Annotated in this window: 19 protein-coding genes; 14 read left to right on the forward strand and 5 right to left on the reverse strand. The window is 73.4% G+C overall.

Annotated features, from left to right (window positions below; all coding sequences use genetic code 11):
• Positions 1–117 precede the first annotated feature (117 nt).
• From thpD to pip, 5 genes are all read right to left on the reverse strand, one after another.
• Positions 118–1026 carry an ectoine hydroxylase gene (gene thpD / locus ABZ914_RS24985; protein ID WP_190866120.1) on the reverse strand — a complete coding sequence of 303 codons (909 nt, stop codon included), beginning with the start codon at positions 1024–1026 and terminating at the stop codon, positions 118–120.
• Positions 1023–1418: an ectoine synthase gene (locus ABZ914_RS24990; protein ID WP_190866117.1), complete on the reverse strand. Its 396-nt coding sequence runs from the start codon at positions 1416–1418 to the stop codon at positions 1023–1025. Before ABZ914_RS24990 ends, thpD begins: the two co-directional genes overlap by 4 nt.
• A 53-nt stretch (positions 1419–1471) precedes the next feature.
• Positions 1472–2734 (reverse strand): diaminobutyrate--2-oxoglutarate transaminase, encoded by a 1263-nt coding sequence (gene ectB / locus ABZ914_RS24995; protein ID WP_500196100.1) that lies wholly within the window; start codon positions 2732–2734, stop codon positions 1472–1474.
• A 134-nt stretch (positions 2735–2868) separates the two neighbouring features.
• Positions 2869–3417: a diaminobutyrate acetyltransferase gene (ectA, locus tag ABZ914_RS25000; RefSeq protein WP_190866113.1), complete on the reverse strand. Its 549-nt coding sequence runs from the start codon at positions 3415–3417 to the stop codon at positions 2869–2871.
• Positions 3418–3999: 582 nt separating this feature from the next.
• Complete coding sequence (gene pip / locus ABZ914_RS25005; protein WP_433237700.1) at positions 4000–4968, reverse strand: prolyl aminopeptidase; 969 nt, start codon at positions 4966–4968, stop codon at positions 4000–4002.
• Between the two features lie 499 nt (positions 4969–5467).
• Here pip and ABZ914_RS25010 point away from each other — a divergent pair, with 499 nt between their 5' ends.
• The 14 genes from ABZ914_RS25010 (at position 5468) to der (ending at position 19487) form a co-directional block, all read left to right on the forward strand.
• Entirely contained in the window at positions 5468–7090 is a 1623-nt protein-coding gene (locus tag ABZ914_RS25010; protein ID WP_500196102.1) for a hypothetical protein, read from the forward strand.
• 180 nt (positions 7091–7270) lie between these two features.
• On the forward strand, positions 7271–8944 hold the full coding sequence (gene pyrG, locus ABZ914_RS25015) for a CTP synthase (RefSeq protein WP_500196103.1): 1674 nt from the start codon (positions 7271–7273) through the stop codon (positions 8942–8944).
• Positions 8941–9606, forward strand: a complete 666-nt coding sequence (locus tag ABZ914_RS25020) for an NUDIX domain-containing protein (protein ID WP_500196105.1) — start codon at positions 8941–8943, stop codon at positions 9604–9606. Before pyrG ends, ABZ914_RS25020 begins: the two co-directional genes overlap by 4 nt.
• A 349-nt stretch (positions 9607–9955) precedes the next feature.
• On the forward strand, positions 9956–10870 hold the full coding sequence (gene xerD / locus ABZ914_RS25025) for a site-specific tyrosine recombinase XerD (RefSeq protein ID WP_500196107.1): 915 nt from the start codon (positions 9956–9958) through the stop codon (positions 10868–10870).
• Positions 10871–11068: 198 nt separating this feature from the next.
• Positions 11069–11935, forward strand: coding sequence for a ParA family protein (locus ABZ914_RS25030; protein ID WP_347257048.1), 867 nt, complete (start codon positions 11069–11071; stop codon positions 11933–11935).
• Positions 11917–12375 carry a hypothetical protein gene (locus tag ABZ914_RS25035; protein WP_500196109.1) on the forward strand — a complete coding sequence of 153 codons (459 nt, stop codon included), beginning with the start codon at positions 11917–11919 and terminating at the stop codon, positions 12373–12375. Before ABZ914_RS25030 ends, ABZ914_RS25035 begins: the two co-directional genes overlap by 19 nt.
• A 28-nt stretch (positions 12376–12403) precedes the next feature.
• Complete coding sequence (locus tag ABZ914_RS25040) at positions 12404–13189, forward strand: SecDF P1 head subdomain-containing protein (RefSeq protein ID WP_500196110.1); 786 nt, start codon at positions 12404–12406, stop codon at positions 13187–13189.
• Between the two features lie 123 nt (positions 13190–13312).
• A complete protein-coding gene (locus tag ABZ914_RS25045) occupies positions 13313–14209 on the forward strand; it encodes a segregation and condensation protein A (RefSeq protein WP_500196112.1) in 897 nt (298 codons plus the stop codon).
• The gene (gene scpB / locus ABZ914_RS25050) at positions 14202–14909 is read left to right on the forward strand and encodes an SMC-Scp complex subunit ScpB (protein WP_500196113.1); all 708 of its coding nucleotides are present in this window, start codon (positions 14202–14204) and stop codon (positions 14907–14909) included. Before ABZ914_RS25045 ends, scpB begins: the two co-directional genes overlap by 8 nt.
• Entirely contained in the window at positions 14906–15637 is a 732-nt protein-coding gene (locus ABZ914_RS25055) for a pseudouridine synthase (RefSeq protein WP_500196115.1), read from the forward strand. Before scpB ends, ABZ914_RS25055 begins: the two co-directional genes overlap by 4 nt.
• Before the next feature lie 36 nt (positions 15638–15673).
• Positions 15674–16036, forward strand: coding sequence for a chorismate mutase (gene aroH, locus ABZ914_RS25060; RefSeq protein ID WP_190866092.1), 363 nt, complete (start codon positions 15674–15676; stop codon positions 16034–16036).
• Positions 16037–16127: 91 nt separating this feature from the next.
• A complete protein-coding gene (locus tag ABZ914_RS25065) occupies positions 16128–17243 on the forward strand; it encodes a prephenate dehydrogenase (protein WP_190866090.1) in 1116 nt (371 codons plus the stop codon).
• Positions 17244–17401: 158 nt separating this feature from the next.
• Positions 17402–18064 (forward strand): (d)CMP kinase, encoded by a 663-nt coding sequence (cmk, locus tag ABZ914_RS25070; RefSeq protein WP_307800561.1) that lies wholly within the window; start codon positions 17402–17404, stop codon positions 18062–18064.
• 37 nt (positions 18065–18101) lie between these two features.
• On the forward strand, positions 18102–19487 hold the full coding sequence (der, locus tag ABZ914_RS25075; protein ID WP_500196117.1) for a ribosome biogenesis GTPase Der: 1386 nt from the start codon (positions 18102–18104) through the stop codon (positions 19485–19487).
• Positions 19488–19597 lie beyond the last annotated feature (110 nt).

A 19597-nucleotide genomic window follows, 5' to 3' on the forward strand; every position in this document is an offset into this window, starting at 1 on the left:
TTTGATCAGGGTGGTGGGGGGGTGGGCCGGGGGGGGGGGGGGGGTGGCGGCCGCCCCCCCCGCCGGCCCGCGGGACCTGTCGTCGGGGATATCCAGTTGGGAGCGGGGGTGCGCGGGTCAGTCGCGGACGGGGGTGAAGTCGCGCGCCCCGATGAACGGCGGGCGCGGCGCCGGAGCGGAGAACGGCTCGACGCACGTGTTCTCGACGCTGTTGAAGACGATGAACACGTTGGAGCGCGGGAACGGGGTGATGTTCCCGTTCGAGCCGTGCATGCAGTTGCAGTCGAACATGGTGGCCGAGCCCGCGGGCCCGGTGAACAGCTCGATCCCGTGCTTGTCGGCCAGGATCGACAGGCTGTTCGGGTCGGGGGTGCCGATCTCCTGCCCGCGCAGCGACTCCTTGTAGTGGTCGGACGGGGTCTCCCCGACACAGGCCACGAAGGTCTTGTGCGAACCGGGCATGATCATTAGCCCGCCATTGTGCACGAAATTCTCCGTGAGCGCGATGGAAATGCTCACCGCGCGCATCCTCGGCATGCCGTCCTCGGCGTGCCAGGTCTCGAAGTCGGAGTGCCAGTAGAAGTCCTTGCCGGTGAACCCCGGCTTGTAGTTCACCCGGCTCTGGTGCACGTACACGTCGGAGCCGAGGATCTGCCGGGCCCGGCCGACCACGCGCGGGTCGCGGACGAGCTGCGCGAACACCTCGCTGATCTTGTGGACCTCGAAGATGGAGCGGACCTCGTCGGAGCCGCGCTCGGTGACCGTGCGCTCGTCGGCCAGGATGGCGGGGTCGGAGGCGAGCCGGCGCAGCTCGGCGCGGTAGTCCTCGACCTCCTCCGGCGCGAGCAGCTGCTCGACGGACAGGAAGCCGTCGCGGTCGAAGGAGTCGAGGGTGGCGGCGTCGACGGGGCCGTCGCCGGGCCCGCCGTAGACGACCGGGTCCTGCCGGTACAGCAGCGCCGCCTCGGCGGCCTTACGGGTGGGGTAGGCGTCGTCGATCGACGGGTGCGACTCGATGATGCTCATGCGTCCTCCTCGGTGAGCAGCGGATAGACCCCGTTCTCGTCGTGGACCTCCCGACCGGTGCAGGGGGGATTGAAGACGCACACGGTCCTGACGTCCGTGTGGGCGCGAAGGGTGTGGTGCTCGTGCCCGTCGAGCAGGTACATCACGCCCGGCTTGATCTCGTGCTTCTCGCCCGTCTCGTCGTTGGTGAGCTCGCCCTCACCCTCGACGCAGTAGACGGCCTCGATGTGGTTCGCGTACCACATCCTGGTCTCGGTGCCCGCGTACAGGATCGTCTCGTGCAGCGAGAACCCCACGCCCTCCTTGGCCAGCACGAAGCGGCGGCTGCACCAGGTCGGCGCCTGCACGTCGCGCTCGGTGCCGATGATCTCGTCAAGGGAGCGAACGATCATGGATTCCTCTTTTCCGGTGTGTTACTGGGCGGCGGTGCGGCCCGGCGGCCGGGTCAGACCGACACCTTGGTGCGGACGGCGTCGACCGACTCGGCGATGATCTCCAGGCCGTGGGCCAGCTCGGTCTCGGTCGTGGTGAGCGGCGGCAGCAGCTTGACGACCTCGCCCTCGGGGCCGGAGGTCTCCATGAGCAGCCCGCGGGAGAACGCCTCGGCGCACACCTGCGGCGCGGTCTCCGGGTCCTTCATCACCAGGCCCCACGCGAGGCCGCGGCCGCGGACGGTGTCGATCGCGCCGGCGTGCGCGAGCGCGATCTCCTCCAGCGCCGTCTGGACCTGCTGGCCCTTGGCGAGCGTCTGCTTCTCCATGCCCTCGCCGGTCCAGTAGTCCTCCAGCGCGGCGATGGCGGTGACGAACGCCGGGTTGAAGCCGCGGAAGGTGCCGTTGTGCTCGCCGGGCTCCCACACGTCCAGCTCGCGCTTCATGAGGGTGACCGCGAACGGCAGCCCGTAGCCGCTGAGCGACTTGGACAGGCAGACGATGTCCGGGGTGATCCCGGCCTCCTCGAAGCTGAAGAACGGGCCGGTGCGGCCGCAGCCCATCTGCACGTCGTCGACGATCAGCAGGATGTCCTGGCGGTGGCACAGGTCCTGCAGGCCGCGCAGCCACTCGGCGGTGGCGACGTTGATGCCGCCCTCGCCCTGCACCGTCTCGACGATCACGGCGGCGGGCTTGTCCAGGCCGCTGCCGCTGTCGTCGAGCATCGTCTCGAACAGCAGGAAGTCGGGCGTGCGGCCGTCGAGGTAGTTGTCGTAAGGCATCGCGACGCCGTGCCCGAGCGGCACGCCGGCGCCGGTGCGCTTCATCGAGTTGCCGGTGACCGCGAGCGCGCCGAGCGTCATGCCGTGGAAGGCGTTGGTGAAGCTGACGACGGTCTCGCGTCCGGTGTACTTGCGGGCCAGTTTCAGCGCCGCCTCGACCGAGTTGTTGCCCGCCGGGCCGGGGAACTGGACCTTGTAGTCGAGGCCCCGCGGCTCGAGGACGTACTCGTTGAATCGTTCCAGGAAGTCGCGCTTCGCCGTGGTGTACATGTCGAGGCTGTGCACAATGGCGTCGCCCGCGAGATAGTCCATCAGGCGGCGTTTCAGCTGAGGGTTGTTGTGTCCGTAGTTCAGGGTTCCCGCGCCGGCGAAGAAATCGAGGTAGCTGCGACCGTTCTCGTCGGTGATGTGGGAGCCCTGTGCGGTGCTGAACACCGTGGGCCAGCCCCGGCAGTAGCCGCGGACTTCCGATTCCATACGGGCGAAGACGTCCATGATCTGCCTCCGGCAGGTCGGGGGTGGGAGCGGTTCGGGCGAGACGCCGGTGCCGGGCGGCACCGGCCGGATGCGGTACGGGTCGGGAACGGACTCGAGCGGGTCCGGCCGGCGGCGGTTCCGCCGGCCGCGGGTCAGGTCGCGGGGCCGAACGGGCCGATCCGGAAGAGCACCTCGGGCTCGTGTCCGCCGCCGGGGAAGTGCTCGGCGCCGAACAGCGGCTCGCGGGTCAGGTCGCAGCCGCGGGCCCGGGCGAACGAGGCGAACATCGCCTCCGACGCTGTGTTGTCCGGAGTCACGGTGGCCTCCATGAAGCGGTGGCCGCGTGCCGACAGCCGGTCGCCGAGGCGGTCCAGCATGCGGCGTGCCAATCCCTGCCCCCGATGGGCGTCGTCAACCGCCACCTGCCACACGAAGAACGTGTCGGGGCGGGACGGGCGGACGTAGCCGGTGACGAAACCGCAGACTCCGCCGCCGTCGCGGGCCACCACGGAGGTGTCGGCGAAGTCGCGGCACCAGAGGGCGTAGCTGTAGGGCGAATTGACGTCCAGGACCTTGGAGTCCCGGGCGATCCGCCACAGTGCGGGGCCGTCGGTGAGGCTCGGCTCCTGGAGTTGCACGTCCTCGCTCGTCTCGTCCGTTTCGGGGCGTCGGGTCGGTGATTCCAGGGGTTGCGGTGCCATGTCCAGGCAACTTACCGAATCTCGCCGAGTGATCGTTCCGTAATGTTATCGGCAGGATGTTTAGCCTGGCGGGCAGCGGGTATGGCAGTTCGCTTGCCAAATTCGGAGTAATTTCGGCCGACCGTTCTCGGAGCGGTGGCGCGCCATTCCCTGCGATACGCAGGAGGTACTGGCGACTTCGCGGACGGGCGCGCGGAGCGCCTTCCTGAACGCAACCTTAATGTTCCGCGCCCGCCTGCCGCGCGTTTTTGTGTATCGGTTGTGTGAGGTAAGTCACTCAGATTCAATGACAACGGGAGCGGTGCGGTCGGCGTCACTGCGCATCGCGGGAGGTCGAGCCGCCGCGCGGGGCCGTGGGGCGGATGTGGGTCAAGACGTTGAGGCGGGCCCTGTGAGCCCCGGGTCCGTCACCTTCAAGCGGGTGATCACCTTGCCGCCGGGTAAGGCAGGGTTAGCGGACCGGTAAGGATTAGAGCGGTCCGGAGGCATTTCGGACACGGCCGGGACCCGGCGCGAGCGCGGGATCCCGACCGTGTTCCGGTCATGCCGTGGACGCGATCGAGGGGCGTCCGAAACAGCGGCTCAGTCGGCCTGCGCGAAACGGTCGGTCGCTTCGACGAGCCGGTGCAGGATCCCCGGCTCGCTGTAGGCGTGCCCCGCGTCGTCCACGATGTGGAACTCCGCCTCCGGCCACGCGCGGTGCAGGTCCCACGCCGTCGCCGCGGGCGTGCACACGTCGTAGCGGCCCTGCACGATCACGGCCGGGATGTGCCGGATCCGGTCCACGCCCCTGATCAGCTGCTCGTCCTCGAAGAACCCCTCGTTCATGAAGTAGTGGTTCTCGATCCGCGCGAACGCGACCGCGTAGTCCGGCTCCCCGAACCCCTCCGCCATCTCCGGGTCCGGGCGCAGCGTCAGCGTCGAGCCCTCCCACGTCGCCCACGCCTTCGCCGCCGCGACCCGCACGTCCCGGTCGGGGGAGTTGAGCCGCTCGTGGAAGGCGGAGATGAGGTCCTCCCGCTCGTCCTCCGGGATCGGCTCGACGTACTTCTCCCACAGGTCGGGGAAGATGAGCGACGCGCCCTCCTGGTAGAACCAGTACAGCTCGAACGGCCGCAGCGTGAAGATGCCGCGCAGCACCAGCTCGGTCACCCGCTCCGGATGCGTCTGCGCGTACGCCAGCGCCAGCGCGCTGCCCCAGCTGCCGCCGAACACCAGCCACCGCTCGATGCCGAGGTGCTCGCGCAGCCGCTCCATGTCGGCGACGAGATGCCAGGTCGTGTTCGCCTCCAGGGAGACGTCCGGGTCCTTGGCGTGCGGCAGGCTCCGGCCGCAGTTGCGCTGGTCGAACAGCACGATCCGGTACCGCTCCGGGTCGAACTGCCGGCGGTGCGCGGGACTGCACCCGCCGCCCGGCCCGCCGTGCAGCATCACCGCCGGCTTCCCGTCCGGGTTCCCGCAGACCTCCCAGTGGATCCGGTTGCCGTCGCCGACGTCGAGCAGCCCGGAGTCGTAGGGCTCGATCGGCGGATACAGGGTGCGAAGCTCCATGCCGCGGATCATCCCACCCGGCGGCCGGGTCCGCGCTTTCCCGCGCGGCGCGGTGTGACCCGTGGCACCGTTGTGGGGGCGGCAGGGGGCCCGCACCGGGTGTGACCAGGCGTGCGGCCCCCGTCCGCACCGAGAGCCGAGCACGAAACTAAACCCCAAACTGGGCAAACGTTCCGCTGGTCGGCACTAGAGTGCCTTCAGTGAGCGGAGCGACGAGCCCAAGGGCGAGGAGTGACGCGAGCGCCATGTCCATGACAGCCCCCGCGGAACACGGCCCCCGGACGGAGCCGTCGGCGAGGAGACGTGAGCGAAGTGACGAGCCGCGAGGCGAGGAACGCAGCGACCCGAGGGGGCGTCCCGGCGCCCCGCTCGAACGTCTCCGGACCACGAGGCGAGGAGACCAGTGAGTGAGCTGAACGGATCGGGTGGTTCGCGCGGAGTCCCGGACGCGGGTTCTCCCTGGCCCGCGATGGGGCGTGACCCGGGCCGCGGGTCCGACGTGCCCGTGCCTGCCGCCCAGCAGCCGATCCAGATGGCCAAGCCCCAGCAGCCCGGCCAGGGCGCGGACGCCGGACGCCCCGAGGGCGAGCAGCCCGAGGCCCAGCCCTGGGACATCGTCGAGCGGCTGCGCCAGATGGCCGACCTCATCGGCGACGCGCTCGCCGCCGGCGAGCGCAAGGTCAGCGAGGCGCAGAGCGAGACCGCCTCGCAGGTGGCGGCGATCCAGGCGGAGAAGGAGTCGGCGCAGCGCGACGCCGCGGCCGCCTGGGGCGAGGTGCAGCGCGCGCGGGGCCAGGCCGAGCAGGCCGACCGCCGCGCCGTGGACGCCGAGCGCCGCGTCACCGAGGCGCAGAACGAGGCCGCCTCGCAGGTGGCGGCGATCCAGGCGGAGAAGGAGTCGGCGCAGCGCGACGCGGCCGCCGCCTGGGGCGAGGTGCAGCGCGCGCGGGGTCAGGCCGAGCAGGCCGACCGCCGCGCCGTCGAGGCCGAGCGCAAGGTGGCCGAGGCCGAGCGGCGCGCCGGCGAGGTGCAGAACGAGGCCGTCACCCAGATCGCCGCCCTGCAGCAGGAGAAGGAGGCCGCGCAGCGCGACGCCGCGGCCGCCTGGAACCAGGCGCAGCAGGGCCGCGCCCAGGCCGACCAGGCGCGCGGGCAGGCCGAGCAGGCCCGCGTGCAGGCCGACCAGGCGCGCGCGCAGGCCGAGCAGGCCCGTGCCCAGATGGAGCAGGCGCAGGCCCAGGCCGAGCAGGCCGAGCGCCGCGTCGCCGAGGCCGAGGCCACCGTCCGGCAGGCCATCCAGCAGCGCGACGCGATGAGCGAGGCCCGCGACGACGCGCTGCGCGCCGTCGAGGACGCCGTCGGCGGCCGCCGCTCCGCCGAGGCCGAGCGCGACCGGGTCGCCGAGCAGGCCGCCGAGCTGTCGCGCGCCCTGGAGGCCGCGCACAGCGAGCTGTCGGCGCTGCGCTCCAAGGTGACCGACGCGGAGATGACCGCGCAGAACCTGCAGCACGCCGTCGTCGCCGCCGGCAAGGAGGCCGACGAGACGCGCCGCCGCGCGCAGGAGTCCGAGCGCCGCGCCCAGGAGAACGAGCGCCGCGCCCAGGAGGCGGAGCGGCGCGCTCAGGACGCCGAGCGCCGCGCGCAGGAGGCCATCACCCGCGCCGAGGCCGCCGAGGCCGAGCGCCAGCAGGCCCTGGACACCGCCGCGCAGTCGCTGGAGGCCGCCAAGAAGGCCGAACGCGAGCGCGACGCCAGCGCCCAGGCCCGCGAGGCCGCCGACCGCACCCGGGAGGCCGCGGTGCAGTCGCAGGCGCGCGCCGAGTCGGAGCTGACCCTCGCCCGGGGCCGCGCCGACCAGGCCGGCCGGGAACGCGACAAGGCGGTCGCCGGGATGCGGCAGATGGCCGCCGAGCGCGACGCGGTCGCCGAGAAGCTCGCCGAGCGCGACCAGTGGGTCGACCAGCTCGCCCAGGCCGTCACCGAGCAGCGCGCGCAGATCGCCGAGCTGTCGCAGGAGCGCGACGCCGCCCGGCAGGCCGCCGACCAGGCCCGATCCCTGATCGACGAGCTGACCCGCCAGCTGCGCACGATCATGCCCACCGCGGCGACCCCGCGGCTGTGAGAATCCCCCCGGCCCGCGGGCCGGGGGGCGCGGGCCGCCCGCCCCACACCCTCTGACCAGGGGGAGCGGGGCACGCCCGGGATGGCGCACCCGTGCCCGGCTGTTATCCTGGTGGCCCGTGGACAGTGCGGTACCGAGCACGTCGGAACGCCGCCTCGCAACGACCACGGGAGCGCCTTCTTGCCTTCGGCAGCCACTGGTAGATCACGTCCTACCAAGCACCTCTTCGTCACCGGCGGTGTCGCCTCCAGCCTCGGCAAGGGACTGACGGCCTCCAGCCTGGGGCGGCTTCTCACCCTTCGCGGGCTGCGGGTCACCATGCAGAAGCTGGACCCCTACCTCAACGTCGACCCCGGCACCATGAACCCGTTCCAGCACGGCGAGGTGTTCGTCACCGACGACGGCGCCGAGACCGACCTGGACATCGGCCACTACGAGCGGTTCCTGGACACCGAGCTGCACGGGTCCGCGAACGTCACCACCGGCCAGGTCTACTCCAACGTGATCGCCAAGGAGCGGCGCGGGGAGTACCTCGGCGACACCGTGCAGGTGATCCCGCACATCACCAACGAGATCAAGGACCGCATCCGCGGGATGGCGGACGACACCGAGGTCGACATCGTCATCACCGAGGTCGGCGGGACCGTCGGCGACATCGAGTCGCTGCCGTTCCTGGAGTCGGTGCGGCAGATCCGGCACGAGATCGGCCGCGACAACTGCTTCTTCCTGCACGTGTCGCTGCTGCCCTACATCGGCCCGTCCGGCGAGCTGAAGACCAAGCCGACCCAGCACTCGGTCGCCGCGCTGCGCTCCATCGGCATCCAGCCCGACGCGATCGTGTGCCGCTCGGACCGGCCGATCACCGACGGGCTCAAGCACAAGATCAGCCTGATGTGCGACGTGGACCGCGAGGCCGTGGTGTCCGCGGTCGACGCCGCGTCCATCTACGACATCCCGAAGGTGCTGCACGCCGAGGGCCTCGACGCCTACGTGGTGCGCCGGCTCGGGCTGCCGTTCCGGGACGTCGACTGGGGCGCCTGGGACCGGCTGCTGCGCCGCGTCCACAAGCCCGCCCGCGAGGTCACGATCGCGCTGGTCGGCAAGTACATCGACCTGCCCGACGCCTACCTGTCGGTGACGGAGGCGCTGCGGCACGGCGGCTTCGGCAACGACGCCAAGGTGCACATCCGCTGGGTGAAGAGCGACGACTGCGCGACCCCCGAGGGCGCCAAGCGGGAGCTGGACGGCGTCGACGGCGTGCTGATCCCCGGCGGGTTCGGCGTCCGCGGGATCGAGGGCAAGCTCGGCGCGATCCGGCACGCCCGCGAGAACCGCGTCCCGCTGCTCGGCATCTGCCTCGGCCTGCAGTGCATGGTGATCGAGGCGGCGCGGACGCTCGCCGGGCTCGCCGACGCCGGCAGCGCCGAGTTCGACGCCACCACCGCGCACCCGGTGGTCGCGACCATGGCCGACCAGGTCGACGTGGTCGCCGGCGAGCGCGACATGGGCGGCACGATGCGGCTCGGCCTCTACCCGGCCGACCTCGCCGACGGGTCGGTGGTGCGGGAGCTGTACGGGGAGGCGAAGGTCTCCGAGCGGCACCGGCACCGCTACGAGGTCAACAACGCCTACCGCGACCGGCTGGAGGAGGCGGGGCTGCGGTTCTCCGGGCTGTCGCCCGACGGCCGGCTCGTCGAGTACGTCGAGCTGCCCCGCGAGAACCACCCGTTCTTCGTCGGCACCCAGGCGCACCCGGAGTTCCGGTCCCGGCCGACCCGCCCGCACCCGCTGTTCACCGGCCTGGTCTCCGCGGCGATCGACTACGCCGACGCGCGCGCCGCGGACGCGTCGTGACCGCCGGCCCGGGGACCGGCCCCGAGCTCGGCCCGGACGACGTCCGCGACCGGCCGGAGCGCTGGAAGGTCGTCGAGGAGTCCACCCCGTTCACGGGGCGGGTGTTCAACGTCCGCCGCGACCGCGTCGAGATGCCGAGCGGCCCCGGCGGCGGCACCGAGATCGTCGGCCGCGACGTCATCGAGCACCTCGGCTCGGTCGGCGTCCTCGCCCTCGACGACCGCGACCGGGTGCTGCTGCTGCGCCAGTACCGGCACCCCGTCGAGCGGCTGCTCTGGGAGGCGCCCGCCGGGCTCCGCGACGTCGCGGGGGAGCCGCTGCGCGAGCTCGCGGAGCGGGAGCTGCTGGAGGAGGCCGGGTACCGGGCCGCGCGCTGGGACACCCTCGTCGACGTGTTCCCCTCGTCGGGCATGTCGAACGAGCGGAGCCGGATCTTCCTCGCCCGCGACCTCACGCAGGTGCCCGCCGAGCAGATCGACTTCGAGCGGGTGCACGAGGAGGCCGACATGCCGGTGGTGTGGGTGCCGCTGGACGAGGCCGTCCGCAAGGTCCTCGCGGGCGACGTGCACAACATGATCGCGTGCGTCGGGATCCTCGCCGCGCACGCCTCGCGCGCCTCCGGCTACCGCGACCTGCGCCCCGCCGACGCCCCGGAGGACTGACACCGGCCCCGGCGACCGCGACGCGGAACGCCCCGCCTCCCGATACGGGACGGCGGGGCGTTCCGCGTCTTTCGCGTTCGGTGGGGACGGCGCGGCCGGGTCGGGACGGCGCCGGTGCGAAACGCGACACGGCCGCGCCGCAGACCCCTGCGCGGCGCGGCGGGAGGGGGCATGATGGGCACGTCGCGACCCGCCTCGAGCGACCCGACCGAGCCGACCCCGACCGAGCCGACCGACCGTCAGAAGAGGTGCCGCACTGTCCCCGAGCACGACCCGCCGGTCCGCCGAGCGGCCCCCCGCACCGGACGCCGACCCCGAACCGGGCACCGGCTCCGCGCTCGAGTCGGCGGTGCGCACCTACCTGGGGCACCTGGCCGTCGAGCGCGGCCTCGCCGCCAACACCCTGTCCTCCTACCGCCGCGACCTGCGCCGCTACGTCCGGGCGCAGGAGGGCCGTGGCCGCGCCTCCGTCGCCGACATCACCGAGGACGACGTCCGCGCGTTCCTGATGGGCCTGCGGGAGGGCGACGAGGAGCACCCGCCGCTGTCGGCCGGGTCGGCGGCGCGCGCGCTCGTCGCCGTCAGGGGGCTGCACCGGTTCGCGCTGCGCGAGGGCCTCGCGTCCGACGACCCCGCGCACGACGTCAAACCGCCGACGCCGCCGCGGCGGCTCCCCAAGGCCATCACGCTGGAGGAGGTCGAGCGGCTGCTCGCCGCGGCCGCCGGACCGTCCGACGGCGACGCCGGCGCCGCCCGCGGCCTGCGCGACCGCGCGCTGCTGGAACTGCTGTACGGGTCCGGCGCCCGGATCTCCGAGGCGGTCGGCCTGGACGTCGACGACCTCGACCTCGCCGACGGGTTCGCCCGCGTCGCCGGCAAGGGGGGCAAGGCCCGGATCGTTCCCATCGGCGACTACGCGGTGCGGGCCGTCGACGCCTACCTCGTCCGCGCGCGTCCTGAACTCGCCGGCGCCGGACGCGGCGGCCCCGCGCTGTTCCTGAACGCCCGCGGCGGGCGGCTGTCGCGGCAGGGCGCCTGGATGGTGCTGCGCGCCGCCGCCGACCGGGCGCGGCTGTCGCAGGTGTCGCCGCACACGCTGCGGCACTCGTTCGCCACCCACCTGCTGGACGGCGGCGCCGACGTGCGCGTCGTCCAGGAATTGCTCGGACACGCCTCCGTGACCACCACCCAGGTCTACACTCTGGTCACGGTCCAGCTGCTGCGCGAGGTGTACGCCACATCGCATCCGCGTGCCCAGAGCTGAGCGCCCAGCCGCGCGCACCGCGCAGGCCGGGACGCACGGCCGTGCCCGCCGCGACAAATGTCGACACGCGGCGCGCGTCGGCTTGAGACGCAGGGGACGGAGCCCTAGAGTCCCCGTTCTGGACGGCATTCCCGGCCGCCGGGGAGGGATCTGGTGACCAGCACGAACGGCGGGCATGGAGTCCTCTCCTCCGCCACCATAGAGACCGATCCGAGTCGGGCCCTCGGCCCGACTCAGCGACCCGTGCCCGTCTTTCCGGAGCCGGAGCCGCTGGCGGAGCACGGACCCGCCCGCATCGTCGCCATCTGCAACCAGAAGGGCGGCGTCGGCAAGACCACCACGACGATCAACCTGGGCGCCGCGCTCGCCGAGTACGGCCGCCGGGTGCTGCTCGTCGACTTCGACCCGCAGGGCGCCCTGTCGGTCGGCCTCGGCAAGGGCGACCCGCGCCAGCTCGACATGACGATCCACAACCTGCTGCTCGAACGCGACACCGAGTGGGAGGACGTCGTCCTGGAGACCGGCGTCGACGGCATGGACCTGCTGCCGAGCAACATCGACCTGTCCGGCGCCGAGGTCCAGCTCGTCCACGAGGTGGGCCGCGAGTACATCCTGCAGGGCGCGCTGAAGTCCGCGGTCCCGCACTACGACTACATCCTGATCGACTGCCAGCCGTCGCTCGGCCTGCTGACCGTGAACGCGCTGGCCGCCAGCGAGGGCGTGCTGATCCCGCTGGAGTGCGAGTACTTCGCGATGCGCGGCGTCGCGCTGCTGATGGAGACCATCGACAAGGTGCAGGGCCGGATCAACCCGGGCCTGGTGATCGACGGCGTGCTCGGCACCATGTACGACTCGCGGACCCTGCACACCCGCGAGGTCCTCGGCCGCATCGTCGAGGCCTTCGGCGACAAGGTCTTCCACACGGTCATCAACCGCACGGTACGGTTTCCTGACGCGACCGTCGCCGGGGAGCCGATCACGTACTTCGACCCGAACTCGATGGGCGCGAACGCATACCGGGGTCTGGCGCGGGAGGTGCTCGGAAGGTGGGCTCACGTCGGGTAAGGCTGCCCGGTGTCGATGAGATCTTCCGGCCCACCGCGCCGCCGCCCGGCCCCGCTCCCGGCCCGCCCGGCGGCCCGCCCGCGCCCGGGCGCGCCCGGCCGGAGCACGCCGTCCCCGAGTACGCCGTCCCGGACCAGACCGCTCCGGAACGCGCCGGGGCGGAGCGCGCGGTGCCGGGCACCGGCCCGTCCCGGCTCGCGGTGCCGGACGCCGGGCGCCGCCCCACCGGACGCCAGCGCCACGACTCCAAGATCACCGTGTACATCTCGTCCGACGAGCTGCTCGCGCTGGAGCAGCTGCGGCTGCGGCTGCGCGCCGACCACGCCCTGCCCGTCGACCGGGGCCGGCTGGTCCGCGAGGCCGTCGCGGCGATGATCGGCGACTTCGACGCCCACGGCGAGCACAGCACGCTCGTCCGGCGCCTGCGCGACATGTCCTGACCGCCATCCCCGCACGGTAGGGATCAGCATGGCCCAGCCCCCCGGCGAGCCGCCCGAGCCGCCCGAGCCGTTCCGGCCCCCGCCGCCCATCTACGCTCCGCCGCCCTCGGGCGAGGGCCCGCCGCCCCCGCCGTACGCGCCGACGCCGCCGGCCGGCATGCCCCCACCGGCCGGGATGCCCCCCGCCGGACCGCCTCCGCCCGGAGCGGCGCCGACCGCCTACCCGCTGCCCGGCGCCGGCGCGCAGTACCCGCCGCCCGCCCGGCCCTCGCGCCGGACGCCGCTGATCATCGGGGGCGTCGCCGCGCTCGTCCTCGTCCTCGTGGTCGCCGGCGTGGCCGTCTACCTGGCGACCAGCGGCGGCGACGGCTACGACGGCGGCCCGACCGACCTCCGGCAGCCGATGACGCTCCAGCAGGTCGCGGCGGTCACCCAGGCGCCCTGCGCGGCCGGGACGCTGCCGGAGGCGTCCGGGACGTCCTGCTACCGGCTCGCGGGCGGCGGCATGACCGTCCGCCGCGTCGAGCGCATGAAGGTCGAGCCGCCGTCCGGCGGGTCCACGTCCTGGACCATCCAGATCGGCCTCACCAAGGCGGACGCGCGGGCCTTCGCCGGGCTCACCGGGACGGCGGCGCAGCAGCAGCCCGGGACGCCCGGGCAGCAGATCGCGATGGTCGTCGGCGGGCGGGTGCTGTCGGCTCCGGCGGTCACCGACGGCCCCATCACGGGCGGCTCGGTGCAGATCACCGGCTCTTTCACCCGCGTCCAGGCCGAGGACCTCGTCGCCCGGATCGCCGGGCGCCGCCCCTCCTGACGGGCGCCCCGCCCACGCCCCGCCGCCGGGCGCCCGCACCCCGCCGGGCATGGGACGATGTGGCCGGTGAGCATGTTGCCGGGGAGCACGGGACGGGCGGCGTCCTCCGCTACCGTGAGCGACGTGGACGAGACGGCGCCGGAGCAGAGCGAGGGCGAGGGGCAGCACGAGGGCGAGGAGCACGGCGAGGGGCAGGGCTTCCGCGTCCACCTCGACAACTTCGACGGCCCGTTCGACCTGCTCCTCGGGCTGATCTCCAAGCACAAGCTCGACATCACCGAGGTGTCCCTGCACAAGGTCACCGACGACTTCATCGCCCACATCCGCTCCTACGGCAAGGACTGGGACCTCGACCAGGCCAGCCACTTCCTGCTCGTCGCCGCGACCCTGCTGGACCTGAAGGCGGCGCGGCTGCTGCCGTCCGGCGAGGTCGACGACGAGGAGGACCTGGCCCTGCTGGAGGCCCGCGACCTGCTGTTCGCCCGGCTGCTGCAGTACCGCGCGTACAAGGAGGTCGCGCAGGTGCTCGCCGCCCGGATGGCCGACGCGGGCAGGCGGTTCCCGCGTGTGGTGCCGATGGAGCCGAAGTTCGCCAACCTGCTGCCGGAGGTGCTGCTCGGCCTCGGCCCGGAGGAGTTCGCCCGGCTCGCGGCCAAGGCCCTCGCCCCGAAGGCGCCGCCCTCGGTGTCGGTCGAGCACATGTACCAGCCGAAGGCGAGCGTCAAGGAGCAGGCCGAGATCGTCGTGGAGAAGCTGCGGCGGCTCCGCAAGACCACGTTCCGCGTCCTGGCGTCCGACGCCGACGGCACCTACGAGGTCGTCGCGCGGTTCCTGGCGCTGCTGGAGCTGTACCGGGAGCGGGCCGTCACGTTCGAGCAGCTCGAACCGCTCGGTGAGCTGCACGTCACGTGGACCGGCACCGACGAGGGCGACGTGGCGGTCGGCGACGACTACGAGGGCTCCCGCGAGGCCCGGGACGCGGCCGAGAAGGACGGGAAGGACGAGGACGACGATGACTGAGGGACCCGGCCCGGACACGCCGGAGGAGCGCCCCCCGCAGGACGCGCCCGACGAGCCCCAGGCCGAGGCGCCGCACGCGGAGGCCCCGCCCGAGGCGCCGCACGCGGACGCCCCGGAGGGGGCGCCGGAGGAGGCGGAAAGCGCCGGCGGCGAGGGGCAGCCGGGCCTGCGCGCCTCGATCGAGGCGATCCTGCTGGTGGTGGACGAGCCGGTCGCCGAGATCACCCTGGCGCAGCTGCTGGAGCGGCCGCGCGGCGAGGTCGCCGCGACGCTGCGGGAGCTGGCCGCGGAATACACCGAGCAGGGCCGCGGGTTCGACCTCAGGGAGGTCGCCGGCGGCTGGCGGTTCTACACCCGGGACGTGTGCGCCCCGGTGGTGGAGCGGTTCGTCACCGACGGCCAGCAGGCCCGGCTGACGCAGGCCGCGCTGGAGACCCTCGCGGTCGTCGCCTACCGGCAGCCGGTGAGCCGGGCGCGGGTGTCGGCGGTCCGCGGCGTCAACAGCGACGGCGTGATGCGGACGCTCACGCTGCGCGGCCTGATCGAGAACGCCGGCCAGGAACCGGAGACCGGCGCGCACCTGTACCGCACCACCGGGTACTTCCTGGAGCGGCTGGGGCTGCGCGACCTCGGCGAGCTGCCGGAGCTGGCCCCCTTCCTCCCCGACGACCTGCCAGAAGACATAGTTGAGGAAACGTGACTGACAACGAGGGCGTGCGCCTGCAGAAGGTGCTGGCCGAGGCCGGGATCGGCAGCCGCCGCCACTGCGAGGAGCTGATCGGCGAGGGCCGCGTGACCGTCGACGGCAAGCGGGTGTTCCGGTTCGGCGAGCGGGTCGACCCGCAGCGGGCCGTGATCCACGTGGACGGCAAGCGGGTCGAGACGCGCGCCGAGATGCGGTACTACATGATCAACAAGCCGCGCGGCGTGGTCAGCACGATGTCGGACGAGCGCGGCCGCAAGTCCCTGGAGGACTACGTGGACGTGCCGGAGCGGCTGTTCCACGTCGGCCGGCTCGACACCGACACCGAGGGCCTGATCCTGCTCACCAACGACGGCGAGCTCGCCCACCGGCTCACCCACCCGAGCTACGGGGTGTTCAAGACCTACCTCGCCGAGATCCACGGGCCGATCCCGCGCGATCTCGGCAAGCGGCTGCGCGCCGGGGTGACGCTGGACGACGGCCCGGCCAAGGCCGACAAGTTCCGGGTGTTCGACCAGGTCGGCAAGCGGGTGCTGGTGGAGATCACCCTGCACGAGGGGCGCAAGCACATCGTGCGGCGGCTGCTGAAGGAGGTCGGGTTCCCGGTGCAGCAGCTGGCCCGCATAGAGTTCGGCCCGATCAAGCTGGGCCAGCTGAAGCCGGGCGGGATGCGCGCGCTGACCGTCCAGGAGGTCGGCGAGCTCTACCAGGTGGTCGGGCTGTAGCCCGGCCGGCGATCCGACGGGACGGAGAGGGACGACGTGGCGGTACGCGCGGTCCGCGGGGCGACGCAGGTGGACGCCGACGACCGGGAGGAGATCCTGGCGGCGACGGCCGAGCTGGTGAGCGAGGTCATGAGCCGCAACGGGCTGACCACCGACGATGTGATCAGCGTGCTGTTCACGGCGACGCCGGACCTGACGGCGGAGTTCCCGGCGCTCGCGGCGCGCAAGCTCGGTTTCCAGGAGGTGCCGCTGATGTGCGCGAGCGAGATCGCCGTGCCGCACGCGCTGCCGCGGGTGATCCGGCTGATGGCGCACGTCGCGACGGACCGTCCACGCGCGGAGGTCCAGCACGTGTACCTGCGCGGCGCCAAGGCGCTCCGCCTGGACATCGCGCAATAGCGCCCGAGCGCAGCGAGGCACGGGCAGGGCGCGGTGGCGCCCGGCGGGGCGGCGGCGGTCGCAATGATCAGCGGAACGGTGATCAGGCGGGATGGGGCGCAGTAGGGTGACGGGCGTGGACGAGGACGTGGTGGGCCGCATCGTCGTGGTCGGGACGGGCCTGATCGGCACGTCGATCGCGCTGGCGATGCGCGAGCGCGGCGCCGAGGTGCTGCTGACCGACCGGGACGCCGCCGCCCTCGCGCTGGCGGTCGAGCTGGGCGCGGGGACGGCGCTGCCGGGCGGGGCGTCCGCGGAGCCTGCGGACCTGGCGGTGCTGGCGGTGCCGCCCGCGGCGGTCGCGGTGACGCTGCTGGACGCGCAGAAGCGCGGCCTGGCCACGGCGTACACGGACGTGGCGAGCGTGAAGGCGCTGCCGCTGGCGCAGGCGGCGGAGCTGGGCTGCGACCTGTCGACGTTCGTGGCGGGGCATCCCCTCGCCGGCAGCGAGCGGTCGGGGCCGGGCGCGGCCCGCCCGGACCTGTTCCTCGGCCGGCCGTGGGCGCTGTGCGCGACGCCGGAGGCGGCTCCGGAGGCGGTGGCGGCGGTGACGGCGCTGGTGAAGGCGTGCGGCGCGATGCCGGTGGAGGTGGACGCCGCCGAGCACGACCGGGCGGTGGCGCTGGTGTCGCACGGCCCGCACGTGGTGTCGGCGGCGGTCGCGGCGCGGCTGACGGGCGCCGACGACGTGGCGCTGGGCCTGTCGGGGCAGGGCGTCCGGGACGTGACGCGGATCGCGGCGAGCGACCCGCGGCTGTGGATCGGGATCCTGTCGGCGAACGCCGAGCCGGTCGCGGACGTGCTGGAGGCGGTCGCGACGGACCTGGCGGTGGCGGCGTCGCTGCTGCGCGACGGCAGCGAGGGCGCGTCGGCGCACGTCGCGGACCTGCTGCTGCGCGGGAACGCGGGCCGGTCCCGGATCCCGGGCAAGCACGGCGGCGGCCAGTCGGCGTACGCGACGGTGCAGGTGGTCATCCCGGACCGGCCGGGCGAGCTGGCGATGATCTTCCAGGCGGCGGGGGTCGCCGGGGTGAACATCGAGGACGTGACGATCGAGCACTCGCCGGGCCGCCCGCTGGGCGTCCTGGAGCTGGCGGTGGTGCCGGAGGCGGCGGAGAGGCTCGCCACCGAGCTGCGCTCCCGCGGCTGGTCGGTGCCCGGCCGCTAACCGGGCCGTGGATCTTGCGGCGGGCCGCGGTGGTGCGCGCGGGCCGGTAGCCTGATGCGCTGGGCCCCCGCGAGGGAAACGCTCGCGTTCCGCCGCCCGCCCCGCCCGCCGCCCGCCCGCGCCGGCGGGCGCTTCGACGCCGACGAAAGGGAGCGATCGTGCCGCTCGTCATCGCCATGGACGGACCCTCCGGTTCGGGCAAGTCCAGCGCGTCCAAGGGCGTCGCCCGCGCGCTCGGCCTGCGCTACCTCGACACCGGCGCGATGTACCGCGCGATGACGTGGTGGATGCTGCGCAACGGCGTCCCGGTCGAGGACGCCGACGCGGTCGCGGCGCGCGCCGGGGACCCGGTGATCGTGTCCGGCACCGACCCGGACGCCCCGTCGATCAGCGTGGACGGGCAGGACGTCTCGGAGCCGATCCGGACCCGCGAGGTGACGAACGCGGTCAGCGCGGTCAGCGCGGTCCCGGCCGTCCGGGCGCGGCTGGTGGCGCTGCAGCGTGAGATCATGACGGACGGGGGCATCGTCGTGGAGGGCCGCGACATCGGCACGGTCGTCGCGCCGGACGCGCCCGTCAAGGTGTACCTCACCGCCAGCGAGGAGGTGCGGGCGGCCCGCCGCGCGAAGGACCTGGCGGCGGACCCGGGCGCGTCGGTGACGGTGACGCAGGCGGAGCAGGCGCGCCGCGACCGGCTGGACTCCACCCGGAAGGCGTCGCCGCTGGCGAAGGCGGCGGACGCGCACGAGATCGACTCGACGGAACTGGGCCTCGCCGAGGTCATCGAGGCGGTCGTCCGCCTCGCCAAAGAGCATGAGTGAGCGGGCGGCCTGACGGCCCCTGTGGGGATAAGTGACTGTGAGCGATTACGAGATCGAGACCGCGGACGTCGTCGAGGACGTCGCCGCCGACGCCGGCCCCGCGCCGGTGGTGGCGGTGGTGGGGCGGCCCAACGTCGGCAAGTCGACGCTGGTGAACCGGATCCTGGGGCGCCGCGAGGCCGTCGTGGAGGACGTGCCGGGGGTGACCCGGGACCGGGTCGCCTACGACGCGACGTGGTCGGGGCGGCGGTTCACCGTCGTCGACACCGGCGGCTGGCTGCCGGACGCGGCCGGGCTGGCCGCCGCGATCGCCGAGCAGGCGCGCCTCGCGGTCGACCTGGCGGACGTGGTGATGTTCGTGGTGGACGCGACGGTGGGCGCCACGGACGTGGACGAGGCCGTGGTGGAGATCCTGCGCCGGTCCGGCAAGCCGGTGGTGCTGGTGGCCAACAAGGTCGACGACACGGGCGCCGAGGCGGACGCGGCGATGCTGTGGTCGCTGGGGATCGGGGAGCCGCACCCGGTGTCGGCGCTGCACGGCCGCGGCAGCGGCGACCTGCTGGACGCGGTGCTGGAGGCGCTGCCGGCGGAGGCGCCGCGCGAGACGTTCGGGGAGCAGGGCGGGCCGACCCGGATCGCGCTGCTGGGGCGGCCGAACGTCGGCAAGTCGAGCCTGCTGAACCGGCTGGCGGGGGAGAACCGGGCCGTGGTGGACGCGGTGGCCGGCACGACCCGCGACCCCGTCGACGAGCTGATCGAGCTGGGCGGCCGGACGTTCCGGTTCATCGACACGGCGGGGATCCGGCGGCGGCACCGGGAGAACCAGGGCGCCGACTTCTACGCGACGCTGCGCACGCAGTCGGCGCTGGAGCGCGCCGAGGTCGCGGTGGTGCTGGTGGACGCGGACGAGCCGCTCGCCGAGCAGGACCTGCGGATCGTGTCGATGGTGATCGACTCGGGCCGGGCGCTGGTCATCGCGTACAACAAGTGGGACCTGCTGGACGAGGAGCGCCGCCACTACCTGGAGCGGGAGATCGACCGGCAGCTCCACAACGCGCGGTGGGCGCCGCGGGTGAACATCTCCGCCAAGACGGGCCGGCACATGGACCGGTTCGTGCCGGCGATCGACACGGCGCTGGACGGCTGGAACACCCGCGTCCCGACGTCGAAGCTGAACCAGTTCTTCGCCGACCTGGTGAACTCGCACCCGCACCCGGTGCGCGGCGGCAAGCAGCCGCGCGTGCTGTTCGCGACGCAGGCGGGGGTGCGGCCGCCCCGGTTCGTGCTGTTCACCTCGGGGTTCCTCGAGGAGGGGTACCGGCGGTTCATCGAGCGGCGGCTGCGCGAGGAGTTCGGGTTCGCCGGGACGCCGCTCGACATCGCGATGAAGATCCGCGAGAAGCGCGGCAAGGCGCGCAAGTAGCCCGATTTTGCGGTGCGGGGGGGCGGGGGGGGGTTGGCGGCGGGGCGCGGCGGGGGGGGGTGGGTGGGGGGGGGGGCGCCGGCTGGGTGGAGATGTATTTTATGTTGCGA

The organism is Spirillospora sp. NPDC046719 (genome assembly GCF_040645715.1).
Classification (GTDB): domain Bacteria; phylum Actinomycetota; class Actinomycetes; order Streptosporangiales; family Streptosporangiaceae; genus Spirillospora.

What these genes read in the sequence shown, in the direction of transcription:
- thpD (WP_190866120.1), bottom strand. Translation starts at nt 1,026, where the DNA reads ATGAGCATCATCGAGTCGCACCCGTCGATCGACGACGCCTACCCCACC.
- ABZ914_RS24990 (WP_190866117.1), bottom strand. Translation starts at nt 1,418, where the DNA reads ATGATCGTTCGCTCCCTTGACGAGATCATCGGCACCGAGCGCGACGTG.
- ectB (WP_500196100.1), bottom strand. Translation starts at nt 2,734, where the DNA reads ATGGACGTCTTCGCCCGTATGGAATCGGAAGTCCGCGGCTACTGCCGG.
- ectA (WP_190866113.1), bottom strand. Translation starts at nt 3,417, where the DNA reads ATGGCACCGCAACCCCTGGAATCACCGACCCGACGCCCCGAAACGGAC.
- pip (WP_433237700.1), bottom strand. Translation starts at nt 4,968, where the DNA reads ATGGAGCTTCGCACCCTGTATCCGCCGATCGAGCCCTACGACTCCGGG.
- ABZ914_RS25040 (WP_500196110.1), top strand. Translation starts at nt 12,404, where the DNA reads ATGGCCCAGCCCCCCGGCGAGCCGCCCGAGCCGCCCGAGCCGTTCCGG.
- scpB (WP_500196113.1), top strand. Translation starts at nt 14,202, where the DNA reads ATGACTGAGGGACCCGGCCCGGACACGCCGGAGGAGCGCCCCCCGCAG.
- ABZ914_RS25065 (WP_190866090.1), top strand. Translation starts at nt 16,128, where the DNA reads ATGGGGCGCAGTAGGGTGACGGGCGTGGACGAGGACGTGGTGGGCCGC.